Annotated in this window: 26 protein-coding genes and 1 tRNA gene; 14 read left to right on the top strand and 13 right to left on the bottom strand. The window is 61.9% G+C overall.

The features are described 5' to 3' along the window. Nucleotides 1-20: 20 nt before the first annotated feature. Nucleotides 21-944, bottom strand: coding sequence for a coiled-coil protein (locus ACK3R5_RS04065; RefSeq protein WP_411968145.1), 924 nt, complete (start codon nt 942-944; stop codon nt 21-23). 298 nt (nt 945-1,242) lie between these two features. Here ACK3R5_RS04065 and ACK3R5_RS04060 point away from each other — a divergent pair, with 298 nt between their 5' ends. Then, on the top strand, nt 1,243-1,668 hold the full coding sequence (locus tag ACK3R5_RS04060; protein ID WP_411962782.1) for a DUF371 domain-containing protein: 426 nt from the start codon (nt 1,243-1,245) through the stop codon (nt 1,666-1,668). A gap of 74 nt (nt 1,669-1,742) precedes the next feature. Next, complete coding sequence (locus ACK3R5_RS04055) at nt 1,743-2,558, top strand: endonuclease III domain-containing protein (RefSeq protein ID WP_411968144.1); 816 nt, start codon at nt 1,743-1,745, stop codon at nt 2,556-2,558. Between the two features lie 46 nt (nt 2,559-2,604). Here the strand turns inward: ACK3R5_RS04055 and ACK3R5_RS04050 are convergent, their stop codons facing one another. From ACK3R5_RS04050 to ACK3R5_RS04035, 4 genes are all read right to left on the bottom strand, one after another. Beyond that, nucleotides 2,605-3,300, bottom strand: a complete 696-nt coding sequence (locus tag ACK3R5_RS04050; protein WP_411968143.1) for a DNA-methyltransferase — start codon at nt 3,298-3,300, stop codon at nt 2,605-2,607. A gap of 174 nt (nt 3,301-3,474) precedes the next feature. Further along, nucleotides 3,475-3,906, bottom strand: a complete 432-nt coding sequence (locus ACK3R5_RS04045) for a hypothetical protein (RefSeq protein WP_411968142.1) — start codon at nt 3,904-3,906, stop codon at nt 3,475-3,477. 79 nt (nt 3,907-3,985) lie between these two features. Continuing rightward, nucleotides 3,986-4,369, bottom strand: a complete 384-nt coding sequence (locus tag ACK3R5_RS04040) for a methylglyoxal synthase (RefSeq protein ID WP_411962778.1) — start codon at nt 4,367-4,369, stop codon at nt 3,986-3,988. A gap of 88 nt (nt 4,370-4,457) precedes the next feature. Beyond that, on the bottom strand, nt 4,458-6,380 hold the full coding sequence (locus ACK3R5_RS04035) for a beta-CASP ribonuclease aCPSF1 (protein ID WP_411962777.1): 1,923 nt from the start codon (nt 6,378-6,380) through the stop codon (nt 4,458-4,460). 249 nt (nt 6,381-6,629) lie between these two features. Here ACK3R5_RS04035 and ACK3R5_RS04030 point away from each other — a divergent pair, with 249 nt between their 5' ends. Next, entirely contained in the window at nt 6,630-7,109 is a 480-nt protein-coding gene (locus tag ACK3R5_RS04030) for a hypothetical protein (protein WP_411968141.1), read from the top strand. Between the two features lie 41 nt (nt 7,110-7,150). Here ACK3R5_RS04030 and ACK3R5_RS04025 read toward each other — a convergent pair whose 3' ends face one another. Beyond that, nucleotides 7,151-7,642, bottom strand: coding sequence for an HTH domain-containing protein (locus ACK3R5_RS04025; RefSeq protein WP_411968681.1), 492 nt, complete (start codon nt 7,640-7,642; stop codon nt 7,151-7,153). Between the two features lie 187 nt (nt 7,643-7,829). Here ACK3R5_RS04025 and proS point away from each other — a divergent pair, with 187 nt between their 5' ends. The 4 genes from proS to ACK3R5_RS04005 all read left to right on the top strand — a co-directional run bounded on the left by proS (nt 7,830) and on the right by ACK3R5_RS04005 (nt 15,416). After that, nucleotides 7,830-9,296 (top strand): proline--tRNA ligase, encoded by a 1,467-nt coding sequence (proS, locus tag ACK3R5_RS04020; protein ID WP_411968140.1) that lies wholly within the window; start codon nt 7,830-7,832, stop codon nt 9,294-9,296. A 160-nt stretch (nt 9,297-9,456) separates the two neighbouring features. After that, entirely contained in the window at nt 9,457-13,992 is a 4,536-nt protein-coding gene (gene gltB / locus ACK3R5_RS04015) for a glutamate synthase large subunit (protein WP_411968139.1), read from the top strand. A 51-nt stretch (nt 13,993-14,043) separates the two neighbouring features. Continuing rightward, entirely contained in the window at nt 14,044-14,355 is a 312-nt protein-coding gene (locus ACK3R5_RS04010; protein ID WP_411968138.1) for a hypothetical protein, read from the top strand. A gap of 71 nt (nt 14,356-14,426) precedes the next feature. Beyond that, nucleotides 14,427-15,416, top strand: coding sequence for an NAD-dependent epimerase/dehydratase family protein (locus ACK3R5_RS04005; RefSeq protein ID WP_411968136.1), 990 nt, complete (start codon nt 14,427-14,429; stop codon nt 15,414-15,416). A gap of 102 nt (nt 15,417-15,518) precedes the next feature. On the opposite strand, the gene ACK3R5_RS04000 is transcribed toward ACK3R5_RS04005, so the two are convergent. Then, a complete protein-coding gene (locus tag ACK3R5_RS04000; RefSeq protein WP_411962770.1) occupies nt 15,519-16,208 on the bottom strand; it encodes an HD domain-containing protein in 690 nt (229 codons plus the stop codon). 213 nt (nt 16,209-16,421) lie between these two features. Here ACK3R5_RS04000 and ACK3R5_RS03995 point away from each other — a divergent pair, with 213 nt between their 5' ends. Further along, the gene (locus tag ACK3R5_RS03995; protein WP_411968135.1) at nt 16,422-17,141 is read left to right on the top strand and encodes an alanyl-tRNA editing protein; all 720 of its coding nucleotides are present in this window, start codon (nt 16,422-16,424) and stop codon (nt 17,139-17,141) included. After that, on the top strand, nt 17,138-18,094 hold the full coding sequence (locus ACK3R5_RS03990; protein ID WP_411968134.1) for a DUF3179 domain-containing protein: 957 nt from the start codon (nt 17,138-17,140) through the stop codon (nt 18,092-18,094). The genes ACK3R5_RS03995 and ACK3R5_RS03990 overlap by 4 nt, the downstream gene beginning before the upstream one ends. Nucleotides 18,095-18,112: 18 nt before the next feature. On the opposite strand, the gene ACK3R5_RS03985 is transcribed toward ACK3R5_RS03990, so the two are convergent. The 3 genes from ACK3R5_RS03985 to ACK3R5_RS03975 form a co-directional block, all read right to left on the bottom strand. Continuing rightward, a complete protein-coding gene (locus tag ACK3R5_RS03985) occupies nt 18,113-18,847 on the bottom strand; it encodes an FkbM family methyltransferase (protein ID WP_411965782.1) in 735 nt (244 codons plus the stop codon). A 75-nt stretch (nt 18,848-18,922) separates the two neighbouring features. Then, the gene (locus ACK3R5_RS03980; protein WP_411968133.1) at nt 18,923-19,507 is read right to left on the bottom strand and encodes an HXXEE domain-containing protein; all 585 of its coding nucleotides are present in this window, start codon (nt 19,505-19,507) and stop codon (nt 18,923-18,925) included. Further along, complete coding sequence (locus ACK3R5_RS03975; RefSeq protein ID WP_411962766.1) at nt 19,508-20,053, bottom strand: NUDIX hydrolase; 546 nt, start codon at nt 20,051-20,053, stop codon at nt 19,508-19,510. Nucleotides 20,054-20,486: 433 nt separating this feature from the next. Here ACK3R5_RS03975 and ACK3R5_RS03970 point away from each other — a divergent pair, with 433 nt between their 5' ends. Further along, entirely contained in the window at nt 20,487-21,128 is a 642-nt protein-coding gene (locus ACK3R5_RS03970) for a hypothetical protein (protein ID WP_411968132.1), read from the top strand. 199 nt (nt 21,129-21,327) lie between these two features. Here ACK3R5_RS03970 and ACK3R5_RS03965 read toward each other — a convergent pair. Next, a tRNA-Gln gene (locus tag ACK3R5_RS03965) sits at nt 21,328-21,400 on the bottom strand. A gap of 292 nt (nt 21,401-21,692) precedes the next feature. On the opposite strand from ACK3R5_RS03965, the gene ACK3R5_RS03960 reads away from it, so the two are divergent. The 4 genes from ACK3R5_RS03960 to ACK3R5_RS03945 are packed head-to-tail and all read left to right on the top strand — an operon-like array spanning nt 21,693 to nt 24,305. Further along, nucleotides 21,693-22,091 (top strand): hypothetical protein, encoded by a 399-nt coding sequence (locus tag ACK3R5_RS03960; RefSeq protein WP_411962764.1) that lies wholly within the window; start codon nt 21,693-21,695, stop codon nt 22,089-22,091. 59 nt (nt 22,092-22,150) lie between these two features. Next, nucleotides 22,151-22,399, top strand: coding sequence for a sulfurtransferase TusA family protein (locus tag ACK3R5_RS03955; RefSeq protein WP_411962763.1), 249 nt, complete (start codon nt 22,151-22,153; stop codon nt 22,397-22,399). 55 nt (nt 22,400-22,454) lie between these two features. Next, nucleotides 22,455-23,603, top strand: coding sequence for an NAD(P)/FAD-dependent oxidoreductase (locus ACK3R5_RS03950; RefSeq protein WP_411962762.1), 1,149 nt, complete (start codon nt 22,455-22,457; stop codon nt 23,601-23,603). 9 nt (nt 23,604-23,612) lie between these two features. Continuing rightward, the gene (locus tag ACK3R5_RS03945; RefSeq protein ID WP_411962761.1) at nt 23,613-24,305 is read left to right on the top strand and encodes a DUF1641 domain-containing protein; all 693 of its coding nucleotides are present in this window, start codon (nt 23,613-23,615) and stop codon (nt 24,303-24,305) included. 85 nt (nt 24,306-24,390) lie between these two features. Here ACK3R5_RS03945 and ACK3R5_RS03940 read toward each other — a convergent pair whose 3' ends face one another. Then, nucleotides 24,391-24,843 carry a metal-dependent transcriptional regulator gene (locus tag ACK3R5_RS03940; RefSeq protein WP_411962760.1) on the bottom strand — a complete coding sequence of 151 codons (453 nt, stop codon included), beginning with the start codon at nt 24,841-24,843 and terminating at the stop codon, nt 24,391-24,393. A gap of 4 nt (nt 24,844-24,847) precedes the next feature. Then, nucleotides 24,848-25,339, bottom strand: a complete 492-nt coding sequence (locus ACK3R5_RS03935) for a ferritin-like domain-containing protein (RefSeq protein ID WP_411962759.1) — start codon at nt 25,337-25,339, stop codon at nt 24,848-24,850. Nucleotides 25,340-25,390: the final 51 nt, after the last annotated feature.

The raw sequence follows: 25,390 nt of genomic DNA, 5'->3' as shown, positions 1-25,390 counted from the left end.
GAGAGAGAGATAAACCGGGCTTAGAGCAGACCGGCCTTCTGGAGCTTCATCAGGTCCTCGGTTTCGAGGGTCTCGCCTTCCTTGAACTTCTGGTAGATTTCCTCGGCTTCGGCCTTTGCAGCCTCGCGTTCTTCGGCACGCGAGTCCTTGCGCTGGCGTTCTTCCTTCTTGTCGAGTTCGCGGAGGCGCTTTTGGACGCGGACGAAGTCCTCGTGGTGACGGTCGGCCGCTTCCTGGGCTTCGACGAAGAGCTCGTGCATCTCGTCGGCCTTGTCACGGATGTCGTCGGCCTCGCGGTAGGCCTCGATCATCTGGTTGTGGTGCTCCTGTGCGTCGTCGGCCAGCTCGGTCACCTTCTGGTGGTGCTGGGACGCTTCGGAGCGAACCTCTTCGGCCTCTTCGATGAGTGCTTCGAGGTCACCACTTTCTTCGACCTTCTCCTTCTTCTGGCGGAGTTCGTCGCGCTTGTTCTCGATCTTCTCGATGAGTTCGCGCTCGTCTTCCGTCGAGAGAACTTCGGTCTGTTGGCGGAACTCGAGTTGTTCGATCTCCTCTTTGAGCTCGTCGATGTCTTTGCCATCGTCGAGTTCGAGGTCGCTCTTCATCTCGTCGACCTCGTCGAACAGCTCGTTTGCTTTCGCGTTGAGCTCGTTGCGTTTGTTCTTGTGCTCCTGCACCTGCGAGTTCATCTCGTCGCGCTGCTCGCGGTGCTTCTGGGCCTCGTCGACCTTCTCGCGTGTCATCGCGTTGAGGTCGTCGCGCTTCGATGCGCGCTCAGAGGCCATCTGGTTCAGTTCGTTGCGGCGGTCACGGAGTTGACCGGCAAGTTTGATAAGTTCGCCTTTGGAGCCGTTCTCGAGCTTTTCTTCTGGGAGATCGATGTTTCGTGACTCTTTGAGTTCTTGGACATCGAACTCGTTGAGCACTTCCTGCTTCGTTACCATGCGTAATCAATCCTCGATACCATCACCGCTCCGGACGTGGCGGCCGCTCGTTGCGTGCAATCGACCGTGGATAAGAATTCCCGATCATTCTGCGTGCTATGCCGCCGGAACGCCGGAGGCGCTCAGGTACATGTTCATACAGGCCTGTGGCTAATAAATACTTCGGTGGGTAAACGGGTGAAAACAGTTACCACACCGCCCACAACAGCCGTATATGGCATGTTAGCCATTACCAAGGAAGTATATAAACGCAGGTCGAATCGGGGAGGATAAACCGAGGCGACACCCACGTCGTGGCATGGAAGAGGTCATTCGCGCACGCGGCCACGAACACGTCAGCGCCGAGCACGCGAGTACGTTCGAAGTGACGAGTGACGACTGGTTGACCCCTGCTGGCGACTGCATCCTCGCCATCGACGCAGACCGCACTCCCGCCGACTTCGGCGACGAGTTCGTCGACGCGTGCCAGTCTCACGACGCCACGATTACCGTGACCGTCCGCGTGGACGCGGGCGAGCGCACGCACGAACAGACGGTTCGTGGCCGTGGTCACCCGGACCTCACGTTCGACGGCGACCGAAGCATCGTCTTCCGAACCAGCGACTACGTGGACGACCGAACCGGGATGGTCGGTGCGGAACACGCCGCCGACGGGTTCGACGACGAACTCGTCTCGGCACTCGCCGACGGTGCCGAACTCACGCTGACTATCACCGTCGCGTAACCACGGACTTCGCCACTCCACCGACGAGGGCGAGACGAGTGGGGCTTTTCTCTGTTGGGTCGTAACTGCCGACTATGCCCGACGAACCGTCCGAGAACATCAGCGGTGGCCCCGGCGGCGGTGGCCAAACGACTGCGTTCGAGGCCGCCGACCCGTCGTCGGCGACTCGTGCGGAAGTGGTCGTGGACCGACTCGGCGACCGATACTGGCGGAAAGCCTACGGGGGGCAGGGTGGGTTCGAGTGTCTCGTCCGAACGATTCTCAGCCAGAACACGAGCGACAAAGCCAGCCAACCTGCACACGACACGTTGATGGCGCGGTACGGTGGGAGTTCGGACCTCGCCGAGTCGCTCGCCGCCGCGGACCGCGAGGAACTCGTCGATGCCATCCGCTCGGCCGGCCTCTACAACCAGAAGTCGAAACTCATCATCGGGGTTGCCGAGGAGGTACTGGCCGACTTCGGAAGCGAAGGCGACTTCGACAGATACGTGCGCGAGGCGTCGCCCTCGGCGGTTCGGTCACGTCTCCTCGAGATGAAGGGCGTCGGCCCGAAGACGGCAGACTGCGTGTTACTCTTCGCGGGCGGGCGCGGCGGAATCTTCCCCGTCGACACCCACGTCCACCGAATTTCGCGACGACTCGGCCTCGCACCCGCCGACGCCGACCACGAGGCGGTTCGGGAGTATCTCGAACGGGACGTGCCGGCCGAGAAGTGCGGGTTCGGCCACACCGCGATGATTCAGTTCGGTCGCGAGTTCTGTACGGCCCGAAAACCGGCGTGTCTCGACGGACCGGAAGCGTGTCCCATGGCCGACGTGTGCGAGCAAGTGGGTGTGTCCCCGGAGACGGGCGACGTCGTCGACCCCTCCGAAGCGGTGAAGAGTGACTGACACCTGACCACTCGCCCTCTCGACCGGATTCTCGTGTCGAGAGACGCTACTCCGCGTCGCCGCCGTCCAACGAGTCGACTGTCGTCTCGAAGATTTCCTTCGCGTCTTTGTTCAGGTCGCCCATCACCGCGTTGCGGCCGAGAGAGTCCGCCGCGATGCCGACGCTCCCGGACCCGGCGAGTGGGTCGAAGACGGTGTCTCCCGGTTCCGAGTAATGCTCCAAGAGCACCTTCACGATTTCGAGGGGGAGTCGCGTCGGATACTTCGGCATCTCTTTGAGGTAGTCTCGTTTGACCGGAATCGTCGAGAGGTTCGCTTCGCCCTCCTGACAGTGGTCGTAGGAACACTCGTTAGAGTAATACCAGTCGTCTCCCTTGACGACCCAGAAGATTTCGTAGACGTTGTGGGCGGGGCGACGAGTGCAGTACGGCGCGAAGTTGTACGACCAGTAGAGTTTGCCCTCCAGCGTCATCGTCGGGTGGTTCTCGATGATACTGTGGACTCTCGCGCTGTTGTTCCACCCGGAGAAGATGAGGCCCTGCCCCTCGTCGTGGGTGTTTTCGGCGACGACGTCGAGGAGTTCGGTGATTCGCTCGCCGTAGTTCGTCTCGTCCCACTCGACGTACCCATCGACGACCCGGTCACCCGCCCGATTGTAGTTCTTCGCCTTGCCGTCGTAATCGATTCCGAACGGCGGGTCCGTGATAACGAGGTCAGCGTCCACCCCGCTCCAATCACTCATATCCGCCAATCGATATTCCACAGTACGTGTACACTCTCCGTCGGGATATGAGTATTACTTACTCCACGGATTATAAATCATCCAATCGAGAGCGGTGTGGATAAAAATCTCGAACACGGGGAAAGCGAGTGACCACACGCGGCGGGACGGGCAGCACTGAACGCGACGGGACGGTCAGCACTGCTTCGTCTGTATACCGTCGACCGGCGACCCCTCGTCTCGGTACGACGAATCGATGCCGGACGACGCGAACATCGGGAGGTTCAACGAGAAGTCGTAGACGACGCTGAACCGCGAGAAGGGGTTCGAGAGGAACGCCGTCGCAGGGCCCACACCGTCGAACGCGACACCGGTGCGGAGTTGGACGATAGTCGTCTCACCGATGTCGCCACGCGCCTCCATCCCGAATCCACCCGCGTTCCCGAGGTTCTCGAACAGCGAAAGGAAGACCACGAGGTCGATGCCCGCAGTATCACTGCCGATATCGAACTGGTGGCCCTCGCCGGGGAAGCACGGTGACGTGGGGCCACTCGCGGCAGCGACGGGCGCAGTAGCGACAGCGACGACGACGAACAACGTCAAAGCCACACGAATCGCAGCGACCATACCGTCGCTACTTCGTTCTGGTAATTAAGGCTACGTAGACGTTCTCAGGATTGATACGAAACGACGACCACGGGGGTGGTCACGCGTCGCCGTCCAACTGGTCGACGAGTTCGTCGAGAACGGCGTCTGCACTCGCGAGGTTGGTCGCGAGGGGAGTCTGGTGAACGTCGCAGATACGCAACAGTGCAGTGATGTCGGGTTCGTGTGGTTGGGCGGTCAGCGGGTCGCGGAGGAAGATGACGCCGTCACACGTCTCACTGGCAATCTCCGCGCCGATTTGCATGTCGCCGCCGAGAGGACCCGACTGTTTGCGTTCGATGTCGAGTCCGGTCGCGTCGATGAGGCGTTGCCCTGTCGTCCCCGTCGCCATCAGTTCGAACCGTTCGAGGTCGGACTTCCGTTCGTTCGCGAACTCGATGAGGTCGTCTTTCTTCTCGTCGTGAGCGATAAGTGCGAGGCGCATGGATGTTTCTCGTTCGAGAGTCGTGATTAATGTTCGCCACGACAGCGTCAGAAAGCGTCTGCGACAGTGAACGCTCGCAGTAGTACCGTTACTTGAATCGGAACGTCTCGAGGTTCTTCGGCGCGAACGTCCGCATGTTGTAGTTGTGGTAGAGCGCCGACGAGAGGTCCTGTACGGAGCGTTCGTCACCGTGGACACAGAGCACCTTCTCGGGACGCGGGTTCATCGTCTTGATGAAGTTTTCGAGGCCCTGCCGGTCGGCGTGACCGGAGAATCCGTCCACCGTCTCGACGTCCATCTTGAGTTGCAGCGTGTTCGACCGGCCAGAGTTGTCTCGGTCGTTGACCGGAATCTCGTCCCACCCGTTCTGGATGCGACGGCCGAGGGTCCCTTGTGCCTGGTACCCGACGAAGACGAGTCTGGATTTCGGGTCGGGACCGACGTGGCGGAGCCACGACATGATGGGCCCGCCGGTGACCATCCCCGACGTCGAGAGGATAATCGCCTGGTCGCCGTCAGCGACGTCCTGTCGTTCTTCTTCGCCGCCGTCGATGTGGTTGAACTCCTCTGCGAGGAACGGGTTTTCGTCCTCGTGGAAGATACGGTCACGGAGTTCGTCACGGAGGTACTCGGGATACGTGGTGTGGATGGCCGTCGCTTCCCAAATCATCCCGTCCAGGTGGACGGGCATCTTCGGGATTTTTCCGTCACGCATGGCCTGTTCGAGCACGAGCATAATCTCCTGGGACCGACCGACTGCGAACGCCGGGATGACGACTTTCCCGCCGCGGTCGTACGTCTCGTTGATGACTTCGATGAGCCGTTTTTCGGAGTCTTCCTGGTCGGTCTGGTAGTCGTTTCGACCACCGTAGGTGGATTCGAGGACGAGCGTCTCGACGCGCGGGAAGTCGTTGACTGCGCCGTTGAACAGACGCGTGTCGTCGTAGTGGATGTCACCGGAGAACGCGACGTTGTAGAGGCCGTCACCGATGTGGAAGTGCGAGACGGCCGACCCGAGGATGTGACCCGCGTTGTGGAAGGTGAGTTTCACGTCGGGGGCGATGTCGGTCACGTCGCCGTATTCGAGCGGGATGGTGTGCTTGATGGCCTCGCGAACCATCTCCGACTCGTACGGGGGTGTACGGCCTTCTTTCGAGGCCACGTCGAGGTAGTCGAGCGTGAGCAAGCCCATCAGGTCGCGCGTCGGTTCCGTCGTATAGATTGGGCCGTCGTAGCCGTACTTGAAGAGAAGCGGAATCAGTGCAGAGTGGTCGAGGTGAGCGTGAGTGAGGACGACGGCGTCGAGCGAATTCGCACCCGACCCGAGCGCTTCGGGAACCTGCAGATACGGGACGTCGTCGGACCCGGGTTTGTCCCCGCAGTCGATGAGGATACGCGTCTCGGGCGTCGAGAGGATGAACGACGCACGACCGACTTCGCGGCAGCAGCCGAGCGTCGTGATACGAACCCACTCGTCGTTCGAGAGTTGTTCGCGGTGAATCTGCCGCCCCGTTCGTTCGAGGATGCGGCGTCGGTCCTCACGTTCCTGTTTCAAGAAGTTACGAACGTTCGAAACGGTCGACGACTCGATTGGTGGCGTGCGAACGACTTCGGGCGTCCACCCGACTTCCTGTGTAATCTCTCTCAGCGTCGACCCGTGACGGCCGATGACCATCCCCGGTTTCTGGGCCTCGATGACGACTTCGCCCGTGTCGGCGTGGAAGTCTAAATCGGTGACGCCCGCTTCCTCCGGGATGACGTTCATAATCTGCGGTTCGGCCTCGCGTGGGTCCGACAGGACGTCGGGGTCGGGGCGAACCGTGATCCGCTTTCGAAGTTTACTCGCGAGTTTCCGAATGAGGTCGCCGTTCTTGGCGAACTTCTTCGGGTCACGCGTGTAGACGACGAGTTCGGGACCCTCGTACTTGACGTCGGAAACCGAGATGTCGCGTGGGAGTTCGTTCGTAATCTCTGCCTTCAGATTCTCGAGTTGTTTATCTACGGAACTCATAGTTACGAGCGACCTATCCGGACCATCGCCGGTAGGTCTCGGGAACCGCTGCCTCAGGAGCGTTAACGCGAGACGGTCCACACGTGGTGGTTCCGTTCTCGGTCGACTGCGAAGAGAGCATAGTGAACTGAATACGGTGGTATCTCGACCGCGGGAAGAGGCAGGGAAAACCCGCTTATCCGAGTGTACCGTTTCGTCAGTATAAAACCCTTCGCAAAACCGAAGCATATCGCCGCCTTTCGGAGTACCATGGAACTCACTCCTGCGGCCGTCACCGAGGAACATCGGTGGGTTCGTGACCGGGCAGACGTCGTCGTCCCACTCATCAACGAGACCCGAGGACGACTCGGTGAGATATTCGACACCGACGTAGGCGAAATCGACGAAGCGACCTACCTCGCGGCCGTCGACGAGGTATTTGCCCACGGCGACGTCGGCGTCAACGTCGCTGCCTACGTGCGAATCCTCCGTGAGTTAGACGTCGACGGCGACTATCCGGGCTTCATCGTCGACGAAGTGCTCGGTCGGAAACTCGCGTCGACCATCGCTGGCGGTGACCCACTGGGCTTGCTCGCGGAGGCGACGTTTCACTTCGCAGACGTGGCAGTCCACACGGACGGCCCCGCCGGACGCGACGATTTAGACGCCGCACTCGCCGCCGGATTCCAGACTCGCCTCCCCGGGTGGTCGTGGCGCGAGCGAGACTCGCCGTTCGACAGTCATCTCTGACGTCGCCGAAAAACCTGACCGAGAAGGAAACCAGTGGCCGACTACCACTCGACTGCCATCGGCCCACTCGGCCACACCGGTTCGACCTGCGTGTCGAGTTCGTCCACCCGCGACCGAAGTGCACCGACACACTCCTCGCACGCGGTGACGTGTGAGAGGACTCCGTCTTCGTACTCTGCCATGACTGCGCGCGGGGCGCGGCGCGACAGGCGTTCGGGTCCCATCCGACCGACACAGCGACTCACGGGGTCACCTAGTCCCTGGAGTTCGTCGCCTCGGTTCGCACACCACCGAGCGAACGACTGCAGTTTGTCGCGGGCGCGACGCTCTCTCGGTGAGACACGCCCCGAGACATCGACGAACTTGTCCCACGTCTCGACCGTGTACCCGTCGATGACGCCGCGTTCGACGGCCTCGTCGAGTCGTTCGGTCACCGGTTGGAACTCGCGTCGCTTCCCACTACGCACCCACAGTTCGACCTCTAGCGACCGATGTCCGTGCCTCGTGTGCCTGTCGCTCTTGGTACTGTCTATTGCTAACACACCATCCACCAATTCAGAGGTACGGTATCGGTCATTATGTAGCTATGTGTCGTTCCAAAGAGGTGACAATCGAAGAAGATTGGTGATGTGAGAGACAGGTTCGTCGGGCCGGCAGTGGGACGCCGGTGTCCGGCCCCCTTCGGGGCGTTTAAGGGTTCGCTACGGCTACCGATGGGCAATGAGCGACGAGCAGGAACTCGGAATCACCGAGTCGAAAGAGTACAACACGGGCGAGTGGTACGCCGAGGTCGTCCAGAAGGCGGGCCTCGCGAACTACGGTCCCGAAGGAATGAGCGGGTTCATCGTGACGCGCCCGCGTGCGTACGCCCTCTGGGAGTCCATCCAGAACTACCTCGACGGCCTGTTCAAAGACACCGGCGTCCAGAACGCGTATTTCCCGCTTTTCATCCCCGAGAGCTACCTCGAACGCGAGAAGGAAATCGTCGAGGGGTTCGACCCCGAAGTCGCGTGGGTGACCCACGCGGGTCGAGACGAACTCGAGGAACGCCTCGCCGTCCGACCGACCTCCGAATCTATCATCGCACCGTACATGGCGCAGTGGGTCCGCAGTCACCGTGACCTGCCCCTGCGCGTGAACCAGTGGGCCTCCGTCGTTCGCTGGGAGGCCACCGAGACGAAACCGTTCTTCCGGACGAAAGAGTTCCTCTGGCAGGAGGGCCACACCGCACACGCCACCCACGACGACGCGTGGGACGAGACGATGACCCGCCTCAAGCAGTACGAGTCGGTCTACGAGGACCTGCTGGCGATTCCCGTCCTTCGCGGGGCCAAGCCCGAACACGACAAGTTCCCCGGCGCGCACACGACGACGACGGTGGAAGCGCTCATGCCCGACGGCAAGTCGGTGCAGGCAGGGACCTCACACCACCTCGGCACGTCGTTCGCAGAGGCGTTCGACCTCACCTACACGACCGAAGCCGAAGACGAAGAACCCGCCCACACCACCTCGTGGGGACTCTCGTGGCGTTCGCTCGGGGCGCTCATCATGACGCACTCCGACGACCAGGGTCTCGTCTTACCGCCGACAGTCGCTCCCGAACAGGTCGTCATCGTCCCCATCTGGCAGGCCGACACGCAGGAGAAAGTCCTCGAATACGCCGAGGAAATCGAAGCAGAACTCGAAGAAGCGGGCGTCCGCGTCGAACTCGACGACAGGGACGAACGCAATCCCGGGTTCAAATTCAACGAGTGGGAACTCAAGGGCGTCCCCGTCCGCTTCGAGATCGGCCCGAACGAAGTCGACGACGGCGTCGTCACCGCCGTCCACCGCCCCGACGGCGAACAGGTCGAACTCGACCGTGAAAACATCGCAGAGGCTGTCGTCGAGCAGTTCGACGAAGTGTACGCGAAACTCTACGCCGCCGCCGAAGAGAACCTCAAGGAGAACGTGCGCGAAGCCTCCTCGCGCAACGAGATTCTCGGCACTATCGGCCAGCACGGTGGCTACGTGAAAGCCCCGTGGTGTGGCAAAGAATCCTGTGAAGAGGAGATTAAAGAGCAAATCGCCGCGGAAATCGTCATGGTTCCCCTCGACGACGAGGAGAGCGAAATCCACGACGGCGAAGCGTGCGCCGTCTGTGGAGAGCCCGCAGAAGAGACCGCCTACTTCGCGAAGTCCTACTGAGCCGACAGTAGCGCGGTTCTACACGGTTAATTATATTCTTCGGCATGTGTCGAACTGTGTATAGTGTCTATACCAATTCTCGATATACCCTTATATGATATTGTAACACCCTTATGGTTTCAGGAAAAGGTGCTTATGGAGGTAGTGAATTTACAGAGGTATGACCAAGCCACACATAGACGCACCCCCTGCTCGTTCCGGGCTAGCTGACCCGACCGACGAGCGCTCGAACTGCGGCGTTGGGGCCGTCGTAGACCTCGAAAACGGCTCTTCGCACCGAGTCGTCGCGGACAGTCTCGAACTCCTCGAAAACCTCGAACACCGCGGCACCACCGGGGCCGAGGAGAACACTGGCGACGGCGCAGGCATCCTCATCCAGCGACCTGACGCCTTCTTCGAAGCAATCGTCGAAGACGACCTCCCCGACCTGTACGCGGCGGGGTCCGTCTTCATGCCAACCGACGACGACGTCCGCGAACGCGTCTCGGCGGTTGTCGAAGAATCACTCGAAGACCACGGCCTGTCCGCCTTCCACTGGCGCGACGTGCCGACGGACAACTCCGGACTCGGCGCAACCGCACTGGAGTCGGAACCCGACGTCTGGCAGATACTCGTCGAACCCGCGGCCGAGATGGACGAAGACGAGTTCGACCGAGCGCTCTACGTCGCTCGGCGCGCCGCCGAGAAGGCAGTCGAGTCGCTGACCCTCGCCGGTGCAGGCCGATTCTACGTCTGTTCGCTCGACCGCAAGACGCTCGTCTACAAGGGACTGCTCACGGCCGAACAGCTCCCGAACTACTACCCCGACCTGCAGGACGAACGCATCGAGACGGAACTGGCACTCGTCCACGCCCGTTTTTCGACCAACACGCTGGGCGCGTGGCACCTCGCCCACCCGTACCGACAGGTCATCCACAACGGCGAGATAAACACCATCCGCGGCAACGTCAACTGGATGCGCGCCCGCGAGACGGACCTCCAGCACGAGGCGTTCGGCGACGACATCGAGACGCTCAAACCGATTACGAAGGCCGACCAGTCGGACACCGCGAGCGTCGACAACGTGGTCGAACTCCTCCTCAAGAGTGACCGAGAACTCCCGCACGTCCTCCGGATGCTCATCCCCGAAGCGTACCGAAACGACGGCGCGATGGAGCAGTCGCGCCGCGATTGGTACGACTTCCACGCCTCGCTGGTCGAACCGTGGGACGGCCCCGCGCTCGTCGCGGCGACTGACGGCGACCGTATCGCCGCCGTCCTCGACCGAAACGGCCTGCGTCCGTGCCGATACGAAGTGACCACCGACGGCCGTCTCATCGTCGCGAGCGAAGTCGGCGCACTCGACACCGACCCCGCAGAACTGGAGTCACGCGGCCGTCTCCGCCCCGGTGAAATCTTCATGGCCGACCCCGAGGAGGGACGGGTCATCCCCGACGCCGAAGTGTTCGAGTCGCTCACCGACGAGAAGTACGGCGACTGGGTACGCGACAACCAGCGTCACCTCGACGACATCGCCGACCACACCGACACGAACGCCCGCGGCAACGTCGAGGCGCTTCGCGCGACGCAGGCGTCGTTCGGCTACACCCACGACCAACTCAACCACATGATAGAACCGATGGCCCGCGACGGGAAAGACCCCGTCGGGTCCATGGGTGACGACACACCGATTTCGGTGCTGTCGGACTTCAACCGACCGCTGTTCACCTACTTCAAACAGCTGTTCGCTCAGGTCTCGAACCCGCCAATCGACTACATCCGCGAGAAACTGGTGACGAGTCTCGAAGCACGACTCGGCCACCAGCGCAACCTCCTCGACGAGTCCGAAGCCCACGCACGACAACTCGTCCTCGACTCGCCCGTCCTCACGGACGCCCAGACGGACGCCATCAAGGAGATGGACGGCGACATGCAGAGCGTCGTCGTCGACATCACCTACGAGCGCGGGGCTGACCTCGAAGACGCAATCGAAGACGTGCGCGAGGAAGCCAAGGCGGTCATCGAAGACGGCGCGGACATCGTCGTCCTCTCCGACCGCAACGTCGGCCCGGACCGGGTCGCCATCCCCAGTCTGCTGGCGACCGGTGCAGTCCACCACAGTCTGGTGCGCAACGGCCTGCGCAACCACGCTGGCCTCGTCGTCGAATCGGGGGACCCACGCGAAGTCCACCACCTCGCGACGCTCGTCGGATACGGCGCGGGCGCGGTGAACCCGTACCTCGCCTACCAGACCATCGGCGACATCGTCGCCGGCCCCGACGGGGCAGACGAAGCGGCCGCAATCGAGGCGTACATCCAGGCCCTCGAAGATGGCCTCCTCAAGACGATGGCCAAGATGGGCATCTCGACGGTGGAGAGTTACCGCGGTGCACAAATCTTCGAAGCGGTCGGCCTCAGTTCCGACTTCGTCGCCGAGTACTTCGAAGGCACCGAGATTCGGACCGAAGGTATCGGAATGGACGTCATCGAGAACGACCTGCTCACGCGACACGCCGCCGCGTTCGGGTCGGACCCCAAACTCGAACGCCAAGGCGAGTACGAGAACCGGTCGTCCGGCATCCGACACGGCTGGAACCCCCAGACCGTCGGGACGCTCCAGCAGGCCGTCCGCGCCGGCGACTACGAGAGGTACAAGGAGTTCGCGCAGTTGGTCAACGACCAGTCCGAACAGTTGCTGACGCTCCGTGGCCTCCTCGAATTCGACCCGGACCGCGAACCCGTGGATATCGACGACGTCGAATCCGTCGAGTCCATCGTCAAGCGCTTCTCGACTGCCGCGATGTCGCTCGGGAGTCTCTCGCCGGAGGCCCACGAGAACAACTCCATCGCCATGAACCGCATCGGCGGCAAGTCCAACTCTGGCGAAGGTGGCGAACCACCGGAGCGCTTCGACACGGAAAAGGAGTGTAACGTCAAGCAGGTCGCATCCGGCCGCTTCGGCGTCACCTCCCACTACCTCTCGTCGGCCGACGAGATTCAAATCAAGATGGCACAGGGCTCGAAGCCCGGCGAAGGTGGCCACCTCCCCGGCAAGAAGGTAAACGAGATGATTGCTCACGTACGCTACGCGACGCCGGGCGTCGGCCTCATCTCCCCGCCGCCACTGCACGACATCTACTCCATCGAAGACCTGAAGCAACTCATCTTCGACCTGAAGTCGGCCAACCCCGACGCCGACATCAACGTCAAACTCGTCTCCGAGGCGGGTATCGGAACCATCGCCGCCGGCGTCTCGAAGGCGAAAGCCGACGTCGTCCACATCTCCGGCCACGACGGCGGCACCGGTGCCTCGCCGAAGACGTCCATCAAGAACGCCGGCCTTCCCTGGGAACTCGGCCTCGCCGAGGCGAACCAGATGCTCCGCGCGACGGGGCTTCGCTCTCGCATCCGCGTCTCCGTCGACGGCGGCATGAAGACCGGCCGCGACGTCGCAATCGCCGCCCTCCTCGGCGGCGAAGAGTACATCTTCGGGACCGCTTCACTCGTCACCTCGGGGTGCGTGATGGCCCGTCAGTGCCACGAGAACACCTGTCCGGTCGGCGTCGCCACGCAGGACGAGAACCTGCGCCGCCGCTTCCCGGGCGAACCCGACCACGTCATCAACTACATGACGTTCATCGCGGAGGAACTGCGTGAAATCATGGCCGAACTCGGCTTCACCTCGCTCGACGAGATGGTCGGCCGGCCGTCACTCCTCCGCCAGATAGAGACGGACCACGAGAAGGCGAAGCATCTCGACCTCTCGGCGGTGCTCGCCGAACCTGAGTCGGGTGCCCGCCGGAAGACCGAAGACCAGGTCCACGCCGACGTCGACACGCACGTCGACCACAAACTCGTCGACGAGGCGAGCGAGGCGCTCGAACGCCGTGACCCGGTCGTCATCCACCGTGACCTCTCGAACGAGGACCGTGCGGTCGGTGCGATGCTCTCGAACCGCATCTCCAACGAGTACGGCGGCGATGGCCTGCCGGACGACACGATTCGCTGTGAGTTCTCCGGTATCGCCGGCCAGACGTTCGGTGGGTTCCTCGCCGACGGCGTCACGATGCGCCTCACCGGTGCCGCGAACGACTACGTCGGCAAAGGTCTCTCGGGAGGCCGCGTCGTGGTCCAGACGCCCGCCGAGGCCAACTACGCCGCCGCCGAGAACATCCTCATCGGCAACGTCGCCCTCTACGGTGCGACGCAGGGCGAGGCCTACATCAACGGCCTCGCTGGCGAGCGCTTCGGCGTCCGCAACTCCGGCGTGAAAGCAGTCGTCGAAGGCGTCGGCGACCACGGGTGTGAGTACATGACCGGTGGTGTCGTCGCCGTCCTCGGGGAGACGGGGCGCAACTTCGCCGCTGGCATGTCCGGCGGTGTCGCCTACGTCTACGACCCAGACGACGAGTTCGCCGCGAAGACGAACACCGGGATGGTGACGCTCGAAGAGGAACTCGACGAATCCGACGTGACGATGCTCACGCGTCTGGTCGAGAACCACCGCGAGTACACCGACTCGGACCGTGCCGCCGAACTGCTGGACGACTGGGAGCACGCGCTCTCGGACTTCGTGAAGGTGATGCCCGACGCCTACGCAGAGGTCATCGCCGAAGACTCCCAACAGGACGTGCGGTCCGAACTGCCGCCGAAAGCGGGTGCAATCGTCGACGCCAACGCAGACAAAGTCGGTGCGGCGACGACGAGCGACGACTGAACGACGCGCACCCCTCTCACCTCTTTTAGGAGACGCCCGCGAGGGAGAACTATGCCCCGTGAGTACGACAAACTCGTCCGCGACGACATCCCTCGAATCATCCGTGCGTCCGGGGAGACACCGGTCGTCCACTCCGCAGACGACGCGGAGTTCGACCAGCGACTGCGCGAGAAACTCGTCGAAGAGGCCGAAGAGTTCGCCGAGTCGGGGGCGACCAACGAACTCGCAGACGTGTTCGCCGTCGTCGACGCGATACTCGCACGACGCGACGAAGACTGGGAATCGGTCGAGACGATGGCGAACGAGAAGGCGGCAGAGCGCGGCGGGTTCGAGGACGGCATCGTCCTCGAACGAGTGGAGTGAGCACCTGGCCTCGAACCGGAATCCACCACCGATTCTCCCACGTTTTTCACCGCGCACCCCCTCGTCCGAATATGGACACCGCACTCGTCATCGGCGGCACACGCTTCATCGGCCGCCACCTCGTCTCCGAACTCCTCGACCACGACTACGACGTGACCATCTTCAACCGAGGGAACCACGACAACCCCTTCGCGGACGACGCGCGCGTCCAACACGTGCAGGGTGACCGAACCGACGAGGAGGCCCTTCGGACGGCGAAACTCACCGTCGAACCCGACGCCGTCTTCGACTGTGTGGCGTACAAGCCGAGAGAGGTTGTCACCGCCGTGGACCTCTTTTCCGACGTCGACGCCTACGTCTACATCTCCAGCGGGGCGGCCTACGGGACAGAGGAGATACCCAAGCGCGAGGGGAGCACCGACCTCTGTGACTGCACCGACGAACAGGCCTCCGACGACTCGCACGCGAGTTACGGTCCACGAAAGGCGGAGGGTGATCGCGTCGTCTTCGAGGCGGCGTCGCGCGGTATCAACGCGATGTCCGTCCGCCCGTGTATCGTCTACGGTCCTCACGACTACACTGAACGACTCGACTACTGGATCGACCGCGTGCTGAACTACGACCGAATCGTCGTCCCCGGCGACGGGACGAACATCTGGCACCGCGCCTACGTCGAAGACGTCGCCAGCGCGATGCGCGTCGTCGCCGAAGAAGGGACGGCGGGCGAGGCGTACAACGTCGGTGACCGTCGACTCGTGACGCTCGAAGAGATGGTCGACGTCATCGCTGACGCCGCGGGGACCGACGTCGAAGTCGTCCACGCGGGCGAACGCGAACTCGCTGCAGCGGGCCTCCAGATGGCCGATTTCGTCCTCTATCGAGACTACCCGCACGTCCTCTCGACGGAGAAACTGGCCCGACTCGGGTGGGAGTCGACACCCGTCGACGAAGCGATGCGCCGGTCGGTCGAAGCACATCACGAGAGCGAGCGAGACGGGTCGAAACACGACCCTGGACGAGACGCAGAAGAGCGCGTGCTCTCGATTCTCGACACGCTCTGAGCCACCGCTGGAAGGGCGAAAGCGACACCGAAAGAACGCGGCGACACGCTACGGCGTCGTCACGAAGCGGTCACCGAAAACCGACTCCGGTGTCTGTGACGCTTACTGGAATCCGTCTTCGTGGTCCATCTCGGGGACTTCGTCTTCTAACCACTCCCGGAACCACTTGACGCGCTTGAGTCGCTGGTGTGCGATGCTCTCGGCCCTGTCGCTTTCGAGACGCCGCGAGGCGTCGCGGCCACGTTCGAAGACGCGTTCGACCATCTCGGCGGCGTCCATGTGCGTTCGGGCCTCGTACCCCATCCGCAGGAGCATCAGCGCGGTTCCGTTGGCACCGATTTTGTCGAGGATGTCCGCCTCGATGAGACACCGCGTTTCGAGCGCAACGTCCTGGAGCGACCCCTGATAGGAGTGGTCGGCGACGACCTGACACACCTGTTCGACGAACGACTCGGGGTAGTCGCCGTGCGTGTCGAGGAACTCGCGTGCGACGCGGGCACCCTCTTCGGCGTGGACTTCCTGTTCTGCTTCGAGTTTCGAGATGTCGTGGAAGAGCGCTGCGACGCGGACGACGTCTACGTCTGCTCCCTCGCGTTCTGCGATATCGGTTGCGAGCGAGACGACGTTGAGAATGTGGTTGAACCGGTACTCCGCGGAGTGCCACGGGTACCATCGCATTCGTCCACCGTCGTCTTCGTTCTCGACGCTCGCGGAGAGATAATCCGAGACGAACCGCTTCATGTCCTCGAACTCGGCGTCGGAGACTGCCCCCTCTTTGATTTCAACGCCCACAGTACCACCTCTGTAGGAGTTGGCGATTACGTGTTCTCATTATACAGAATGAGGACCGTTCTACTCTTAGGCGTTACGACAAGGAGAGTCGCCAAAACGCCGTCGTCGCCCGAACTCGTGCGTCTCGCGGCGGCCATTGGTAGTTGCTGACAACCCGATGGAGTGCGTTTCGAGATGGCTACACCTATCTCGTCGCCCTTCTTGGCACACCACATGACCGACGCACGCTATCTCGAAGACGCGACGCGCCTCACGTTCGAGGCGACTGTCGAGGCGGTCCGCGGCACCGACCGAGTCGTCCTCGACCAGACGTACTTCTACCCGACAGGTGGCGGGCAACCACACGACACGGGGGCGCTCGCCACGGACGACGCCGAGTGGGCGGTCACCGACGTCCAGAAACGAGACAGAATCGAACACGTTGTCGACGGGGACGCACCCGAACCGGGGACGACGGTCACAGGACGAATCGATGCCGAGCGCAGACGCGCACACATGCGCTACCACACCGCCCAACACCTGCTCTCTGCAGTGCTCCTCTCTGAGTTCGACGCGGAGACGACCGGCAACCAACTCTACGCCGACCACGCGCACCTCGACTGCGCTTACGACCGATTCGACGACGACGACCTCCACCACATCGAATCGAGACTCAACGAACTCGTCTCGTCCGACCTCCCAGTCCGGTGGTACACGCTCGACAGAGACGAGGCGGAGGCGACGCTCGACCCCGACCGAACGCGACTCAACCTCCTCCCCGACTCGATTCGGGAGGTCAGAATCGTCGAAATCGGCCCCGAGGACGACCCGTTCGACAGGACTGCCTGTGCAGGGACGCACGTCGAATCGACCGGTGAAATCGGAACGGTCGTGCTCACCGGTCGCACGACACAGGGTGCTTCACACGAACGCATCGACTTCGTACTCGAATGAACGTCCGACAGGTCATCCCGAGAGACGCCATTCCGAGCGTCGATGCCCCCTCGTTCACCGACCGCTACGAGGGCCCCGAGGACGACGACGTCATCTCGCTCACGGTCGGTGACGAGACGCGTGCCTATCCGATTCGGTATCTCCACTACCACGAAATCGTCAACGACGTCGTCGACGGCGTCCCCGTCGCCGTGACGTGGTGTCCGCTCTGCGGGAGCGCCGTCGTCTACGACCGACGGGTAGCCGGTCACTCCCTCGAATTCGGCGTCTCCGGAAAACTCGCGGACGACGACCTGGTGATGTACGACCGTGAGACCGAATCCGAGTGGAAACAGTCGCTCGGAACGTGTATCGCGGGCGAACTCGAAGGGACCGAACTGTCCGTCCTCCCCGCAGCGGTCACGACGTGGCAGGCGTTCACCCAGACGACTCCCGACGGCAGCGTCATGGCACCGCCGGGCGGCGCGAGTGAGGCGGCAGCAGACGGTGACGACCCCAAACCCATCGACTACGACATCCAGCCCTACGAACGGTACTTCGAGGCGGACGGGTTCGGCCTCGGGGCACATCGTGGAACCGGTGGTCGCGACTGGGACGAAACACTCGGCGGCATCGGCCCGAAATCGGTCGTGCTCGGCCTCGAACTCGACGGCGTCCCCGTGGGCGTTCCGCTCTCTGTCGTCGAATCTGCCGGCGGCGTCGTCACACTCGACGTGGGCGACCAATCGGTCGTAGTCTTCGCCACCGACGCAGGTATCCACGCCTTCTCGAACCCCGGCCTCGCGTTCGAACCCACGGCCGACGACAGGACCTTCCGTGCCGACGGGACGACGTGGGACGGGGTGACAGGTGCTGCGATAGACGGGCGGACGCTCGGCCGTCTTCCCGCACGCCGTCTCTTCGCGTTCGCGTGGCGCGACGACCACGGGTCAGACGCGTTCTATCTCGGCTGATTCCCTCCTATCCGCCGGTCACGTCGTCGGTTCGCAGACGTACCCGTCTCGCACTGGGACGAGTTCGTAGTCGTGTCGACGGAGCAGGTCCTTCGCCGCCGATTCGTCGTGGTCACCTCTCCCCTCGTGAAGTTCGAAGTAGACTTTCGGTCGGTGTTCTTCGAGGACCGTCTCCGCACCACGCAGGACGTTGAGGCCGTACCCCTCGACGTCTATCTTCAGATGGTCCGGTGGGGGGACGTCGCCGTCGTCGACGAGCGTGTCGAGACACCGCATCTGAACTGCTTCGGTGTCGACGATACGCGCCGTCCACGCGCTCGCGTGTGCAGGCGAAAACGAACCAAGTTCGTCGTAACTCGAGACGTGGAACGGACGCGCCTCGTCTCGCTCGCCGAGTCCACACTCGACCACGTCGACGCGAGGTCCGAAGCCGTTGACTTCGACGTTTGCACGTAACTGTGACGCGACGTCCGAGTTCGGTTCGATAGCGACGACGCGGACGTTCGGTGCTTTCGCCGCCGCCGCGAGGGTGTAGGTTCCCGTATTCGCCCCCACGTCGACGACGACGTCACCGTCTCGAAGATACAACAACAGGGCTTCGAGGAGAACGTCGTTTCCGTGTCGGTTGTACAGTTCGTAACTCAGAAACGACGCTTGCCCGACGTTCTTCTTCGTCGCCACCAGTCTCCGCCGGTAGTTCGTGCGAACGAGCGCGTAATGGACCAGGAATCCGAGGTGACGGAGCGCGGAGATGGGGTGGAGGGACGACACCTTATTGATTTGTCATAGTGAGTCGATAAAAATTGCTCGGGATTGTCGTCACCAGTGTCACGAACCCCAGTCGTCGAGACGACGTGCGGCCCAGTTCGCACCGACGACGATGGGGACGAACGAGAGGAGTCCTCCCGTCGCGGTGACGGCGACGAGTCGAGCGTCGACGACGCCAGCGGCGAACAGTCGCCAGTAGAGAAACAGCGACGACGGTACGACCACGAGAACCGCAGTGACGACGCCCGGTGTGTATCCGCGGAGGAGTGCCGACTGCCCGAGGTGGACGAATGCGTGGAGAAAGTAGCCTCCCAGTATCGTTAGGTAGACGACGAGGCCGACTCCCGTCGGGTCGAGCGTGCCTGCAATCGTCGCGCCGACGACGATGCACCCGACGAGTCCGACGGCGAGCGTGTACTGACGGCGAGTCGACGCGAGTACCGCTACCAGTCGCTTCTGGACACCGAACCCGGACGTCTGACCGTCGATTCGACGCGTCCATCGCCGTGACCACGGTTCGATTGTCAGAATTTCCTCGACGTCGTGGACGACCCAACTGATGGGGAGCACCCAGAGGAGGACGACGACAGAGAGACGTGGCGCGAGCATCGCTTCTTCGAGAGGACAGTCGGTGGCAGACGACACCTACGTTTCGAATGCCAACTCGATTCGTTCGACGTCCGACTCGCGGATTCGGTCGGGTGACGAACGAATCTCCTCGAGAGCCCTGAACGTTGCCTCGAACCCGTCTGCTTCGGGTGCCAACTCACCAGCGACTGCAGACCGGTCCAGTGCGTAGGTGATGAAGTAGAACGCGACTGTCGGCATCTCGGCGTGAAGTATCGTCAAAAACCGCAGGTCGTCGGGTGCTGCTCGGAGTCCAGTCTCCTCTTCGAGTTCTCTGAGGACCGCTTCTCTCGGCCCTTCGTCCGGCTTGACGTGTCCACCGGGGAGGCTCCAGACGCCTTCGTGTTGCGGTATCGGTTCGTCGAGGACGAGGGCGGTGTCGTCGTCGTGGACGACGACGTGGACGGCAGGGACGGCGGTTCTGGAGAGGACGAGGTCACACGACGGACACCACGGGTAGTCGTCGCCTTCGAACTCGGTGGTCCCCAGTTCGCTTCCACACCGATGGCAGTAGTCGGGTTCGACTGCGACAGAGTCGATATCGATTGCTTCGAAGTCGACCATATCTCGAGATATCACGGAGTAGATAGAAAACGTTGCCCCGAGGGCGTGTCAGGGGCGCGTCGGAAAGCTCACCGTTCGGCCTGAACCCCTGATTGTCCCGAACAAAAGAGATGGTGTATTTGTCGGGCCACGCCGTAGCTTCATGCGAGTTATTGTCTAGCGTAGAAGGCACAGAATCACACAACAGCTACGGGGGCAGTGACGGACGCGAACAACGGGGGCTACGTCGTATCCCACTGGCCACTAGGCGATTTCTCGTGAGGAGGCCCTCCGGCGGAGGCGAAGAAAGGAGGCCGACAGCGTAGCGAACGAAAGGTAGTCCCCAACTCAAGAGATGAACCGAGAACAACAACAAGACCCATCGGTAATGACCCGCCGCAAGGCGTTGCGAACAGGGCTCGCAGTATCGGGCGGACTCGTATTGGGGTCGTCGATGGGTGGAACAGTAGGCGCAAACGCGGGACTCTCCGTCAGAGCAGTCCCGATTAGTCTCTTCGTGCGTGCAGCAGACGACGCAGACCCGTCACCGATGCCGGACCCACAGGACCTGCTCGTCAACCGCGCAGGTGACTACCCGATTGACGACGGCTCGACAGTCGGACTGGATGGGTCGCACCAACTCACGTGGGGGGCGTTCAGGGCAATCCAGGGCAAGGCAAGACTGGTGGAGATGGCGGGAGGCACCGCGGTGGATATCAAGCTGTCCGGGTTGATACCCGGCGGAGTCTACACGGTGTGGGTAGTGAAATTCGCCCCACCGGGATTCGACGGTTCGACCCGAGATATCGCCACGGCACTGGCGAACGTCAACGGGCTAGGCTCACTCGGCGCAAACGACGGGAGTGAAAACTCCCTCCGCGTGTCCGGGTCGTCTGGAAGACTCTCTGTCTTCCATCCGAATGGCGCGCTCTCCGTATTCGGCAATGTCCCAGATGGACTCACCAACGGGTACGAGACACACCTCGTCGCGGCAGTCCACCTGGACGGACAGACGTACGGCCCGTTCCCCGACGGTGATGGAACCGGTGCGACAATCGTAGAACACGCCGCGTTCATCTTCGGGACCGGCGTCTGAGTCGTTTCGAACGAATGGCAGACGGGGCCGTACTTCGGCCTCGAATGCGTTTTTTGCCCACTCGACGATACCGGTGGCTCGCCATTCGATGCGTCACAGACGTCGTTGTCTCGGGCGGATTCGAACCTCAGTCGCTCACTTCGTTCGCTCCCTGATTCGAATCCGAGTTATGACTATTTGCTCACTGTCGTTCGCAAAATAGTCCCAGGCGGATTCGAACCGCCGTCAGCGGCTCCAAAGGCCGCTATGATTGGCCACTACACCATGGGACTTCGTTCACTCGTCCCATGTACCTCACAACCTCTCTGAGATTGCTCGACACCACGGGACTTCGCATTTACAGGTAGCGCGACGCCGACACAATAAGTTTACTTTTCGCCCCGGTCCGCAAAACGGCCGAATTCGACGGACGTGATAGGGTACCACGGCACTATGTAGGCCTTCCTGAGGCTCCTATCACCACTTGCTGACACCCATCTTAACTTCAGACCCGATTCCCGCAATCTTGGAACTTCTATGCAATAATATACCCTCAGAGGTCGTACGACTATCTGTGAGAAAGCCATGACTGGATATGCAATTGTACTCGAAGCGAGCACCCTCGAACGACTTCAGGCCGTTGGTAACATCGCAGCTATCGCCGCAGCATCTGATGTCCCCGTAGACATCTTCGCAACGATGGGAGGCCTCGAAGCGTTCGATAAAGAGCGTATCGAGTCGATGGACTACGAAGTGGGCGAAGTCGGACAGGCCATGATGGCAAACGAAGATGTCCAGATGCCGATGTTCTTCGAGAGCATCGCGCAGGCGAAAGACATCGGCCCACTGCACGTCTACGCGTGTGAACTGTCTATGGACATGCTTGGGAAATCTCTGGACGACTACCACGACGTCTTCGACGACGTGCTCGGCGTCTCAGGGTTCCTGACTCACGCCGAAGACAAGCAGGTCATCTTCGTCTAAGGACTACCTGCCGACGCAGTAATGTCAATCCAAACACAACACAAACACAAACCAAGACAATGAGCACATCAATTCAACCCGACGTGACCGTCGACTCCCGCGGTGCAACCTGCCCAGGCCCCCTCATGGACCTCATCGGCAAAGTGAAGAAAGTCGACGTCGGCACCGTCATCGAACTCAAGACGACCGACAGTTCGTCCAGCCACGACGTCCCCGAATGGGTCGAGAAAGCTGGCCACGAGATGCTCGACATCGTCGAGCACGAAGACGAGGACTACTGGTCCGTCTTCATCGAGACGACGAAGTAAGTAGTCGACCAGCGCGGCCACACGGCCGAACCAGCCAACATTATCCACATACATTATGACAGAACGAATTGTTATCGTCGGCGGCGGTACGGGTGGCTCAGTCCTTACCAACCGACTCACTGACGAACTCTCCCACGAAATCGACGCGGGCGACGTAGAGGTGACGCTCGTCAACGACACGCCGGAACAGACGTACAAGCCGATGTTCCTCTACATGGCCTTCGGCAAGAAGACCATCCACGACGCCCGTCGCCCCCTCTCGGACCTCGTCGACGTCCGGCGAGCCAACCTCGTCATCGACCGGGTCACCGGCATCGACACCGAGAGCAAGCATCTGACGCTCGAAAAAGACGGAGCAGGGCTCGACTACGACCACCTCGTACTCGCCATGGGTGCGAACCTCGCACCGGACGAAGTCCCCGGCCTCAAAGAGGGCGGACACCACTTCTACTCCCCCGACGGTGCCGAACGCCTCCGTGACGAACTCGCCACCTTCACCGAAGGACACCTCGTCCTCTCGGTCATCGGCGTCCCGCACATGTGCCCCGCCGCACCTGTCGAGTTCGTGCTGATGGCCGACGCGTGGTTCCGCGAGCGCGGTATCCGCGACCAGGTCGAGATTACGTACACCTACCCCATCCAGCGGGCACACGGTATCAAGTCCATCGCGGACTGGGCGACCGAAACCTTCGAAGAACGCGACATCAACTTAGAGACGTTCTTCAACGCCGAAGCGGTCGACCCCGACGCGAAGGTCCTCGAGACGATGGAAGGGACCGAACTCGACTACGACCTGCTCGTCGCCATCCCGCCGCACGCGGGCAGTGACCTCGTCATCGACGCCGGACTCGGTGAAGACGGTTGGGTCGAAGTCGACAAGAACACGCTCGAAGCCAAGAACGCCGACGACGTCTACGCAATCGGTGACGTGGCCGACTTGCCCACCTCGAAAGCGGGCAGTGTCGCTCACTACGCGGCAGGGACGCTCGCGGACCGCCTCGCGAGTCGCGTCCGTGGCCTCGTCCCCACCGACACCTACGACGGCAAGACCATCTGCTTCATCGAGAGTGGGATGGACGAAGCCACGTTCGTCGAGTTCTCCTACGGTGACGAACCGGTGGTCCGCGAACCATCGCAACTGCTCCACTGGAGCAAACTCGCGTACAACGAGTCCTACTGGCTCACTGCAAGAGGGCTCATCTGAGGTGATTAGATGAGTGATTCATCCACCGAGACGACAGAGCAACGACCCGAGGAGCCCACCGAGTCGGGCGAATCGCCACAGGCGGACGAGGTGCGCAACGCCCTCGAAACCGCCGTCGCAGAACACCCAGACGAAGTGCTCGCGTTCGTCGAACGACTGGGGCTCTTGAACGAGCTCATAGACGCGACGTCACTCGCCACGTCCGCGATGGACGACGAGATGGTGACGAAACTCGCAGGCACCTCGTCGCTGCTCATGGAGTCCGCAGACGGACTCGCCACCCGGGAGATGTCGCATCTCGCGGGCGAAGTCGGTGAGAACGCCGGCGAACTCGAGAGTGCGCTACAGAAGCTCGTCCGCCTCGAACAGGACGGCACCCTCGACGAACTCGCGCAGGCGGCCGACGCCATCACCCTCGCCACGTCCGCGATGGACGACGAGATGGTGATGAAACTGGCCAAGACCGGCAGTTCGCTCGGCGAGGTTGCCGACACGGCCAGCGACCCTGATACGGTCCGCGCCATCCAGACGATGCTTCGTGCGATGGGTGAGGCCGGAAGCGAACCGCCGAAGCGGACTGGAACCATCGGCATGGTCCGGCAACTTCGAGACCCAGAAGTCCAGCGTGGCATGAACTTCCTCTTGGCGCTCGCCCGTGGTATCGGGGCTGACCTCGATACTCACGACGAGATATCCAAGTAGGAACTCCCCTTCGAGTGCGGTTTTCATCTTTTCGCCGCCGGCAACAGACCCCGAGCAGACGCGTCCGTGATAATCGAGTCGAGTGTTAGTCCGCCGCTTCCGTCTCCGTCTCCGTCTCGGCCTCGCAGACGTCGAGATACTCACAGGCGTCCGTCTTGGGGTCGAAACAGTCGGGACACTCCGAGTTTCGGTCGATGATGGTGTCGAGTCGGTCGGCAATCATGCCGTCGATGACCGGTTCGAGTTCGCGGGCCTCGGCCCGGAACTCGTCCACGTCGAGGACGTTCGCCAGGAAGCGCTCGATGATACAGTAGGTCTGCAGGGCATCACGAGCGCGGAGGATACCGTCGTCGGTCAGGGTGACGCCTTTGTACTTCTCGTGTTCTGCAAGGCCACGTGATTCGAGTTTGCCGATCATCTCGTTCGCACTCGCCGGACTCACGTCCATCATGTCCGCGAGTGCCCCGGTTGCGGCCGGGCCGTTTTCCATCTCTTGCAGCAGGTAAATCGCTTTGACGTATTGGTCAGCCGTGTTCATCGTCTCACTCGCGCTCTTCCATTATCTTCGTCACTTTCTCCACGCCCTCGGCTTCCTCGTCGCGAATCGCAGCGAGCGTCGCGACGAGTTCCTCTCGGTCGATGGTGAACTGTGCATCACTCGCGTCGATGGCCTCGATGACGTCGTCGTAGAACTTGTAGGCCGTCTCTTCGTTACAGAGTTGGTCGTAGAGGACGCCGTCGAAATCTTCGGGCTTCGTCTGCCCGTACTGCGCCTCGACGAGCGCCTCTATCTCCTCGAAGGGCACGCTATCGACGTCTAACCGTTCGATGACCGCTTCGAGTCGACTCCGATGGTCGGCCGACTCTTCGGCAGCGTGCGACAGGAGGTCACGAATCTCTTCGTCGAGTTCCTCCTCGTCGAGTTCCTCGTAGTGATGGTAGGCACGCGCCTCCACGACTTCTTCGAGGACGATTCCGATTTGGAGGAGGCGAGCGAGTTGGTGGTCCGAGGTGACCTGATAGCCGACGCTCATCGGCGACGTCCTCCATTCGCGTACGATACCAACTGAGTCATACCCAGAGGT

Origin of the sequence: Haloferax sp. YSSS75, assembly GCF_046764215.1 — an archaeon.
Classification (GTDB): domain Archaea; phylum Halobacteriota; class Halobacteria; order Halobacteriales; family Haloferacaceae; genus Haloferax.
The sequence above is the reverse complement of the archived record's forward strand: the minus strand, read 5'-3'. Positions and strand labels throughout refer to the sequence as shown.